Source organism: Mesorhizobium sp. M4A.F.Ca.ET.090.04.2.1 (genome assembly GCF_003999085.1).
In the GTDB taxonomy this organism is placed as follows: domain Bacteria; phylum Pseudomonadota; class Alphaproteobacteria; order Rhizobiales; family Rhizobiaceae; genus Mesorhizobium.
In genome coordinates, this window is record NZ_RZOT01000933.1 from 1 (window position 1) to 939 (window position 939).

Genomic DNA, 939 nt, shown 5'->3' on the forward strand with positions numbered 1-939 from the left:
GTGTTCCTCGCCTCGACCGTGTTCTTCTTCAATTATTACAACGTGCTGCGCGGCGATATCGGCGTCTTCCTCAATGCGCTGCTCGCCGTCATCGCGGTGGTGTTCTGCGTCAACCGGCTGACCAATGCCGCGCTTGAGCCGCGCCTGCCCAACTGGCGCCTGATTCCGGTCGAAACCGGGCCGGCGCGCTGGCTGGTGCGGCTGACGACGGCGATGGCGGTGGTCATCGGCTTCAACAATTTCCTGTCCGTGGTCAACGACAAGATGGGCTCGCCGCTGTCGCTGACCATCGCGCGCAGCTTTGTCGCTACCATCATCGTCGGCGTCATCCTGATCCTGATGGCGCTGCTGAAGCCGTTCCGGGCGCGGGATGGAACATGGCGCCCGTGGCCGGCCTGGCTTCGCGTCACCGCCGTCGCGCTCGGCCTGTTCACCATCGCGGCGGCGCTGCTCGGCTATATCGGCCTTGCGCTGTTCGTCTCGCTGCAGGTGGTGGTCACCGGCACCGTCCTTGTCACCGCCTATATCGGCTTCCTGTCGGCACGGGCGATCGGCGAAGAGGGCGGCTTCGCCGACACGTCGGCTGGGCGCTGGCTGACCGCCAATTCAAGCTATGATGAAACCGCGCTCGACCAGCTCGGCCTGGTCGTCAGCATCGCCATCAACCTGATGATCGTGCTGGTGTTCCTGCCGCTGATCCTCCTGATGTGGGGTTTCCAGCCCGGCGACATCCAAGCGTGGGCATACAAACTGGCGACGGGCGTCACCATCGGCTCGGTGACGATCTCGTTCACCGGCATCCTCAGCGGCATCGTGGTCTTCGTCATCGGCTATTTCCTGACGCGCTGGTTCCAGGGCTGGCTCGACGGCTCGGTGATGGCGCGCGGCAGGGTCGACGCCGGCGTGCGCAACTCGATCCGGCTGGCGGTCGGCTATGCC

General features: G+C 65.1%; 1 pseudogene. It reads left to right on the forward strand.

The features are described 5' to 3' along the window. A pseudogene (locus tag EN781_RS33270) lies at window positions 1-939 on the forward strand (mechanosensitive ion channel family protein); the annotation flags it as partial.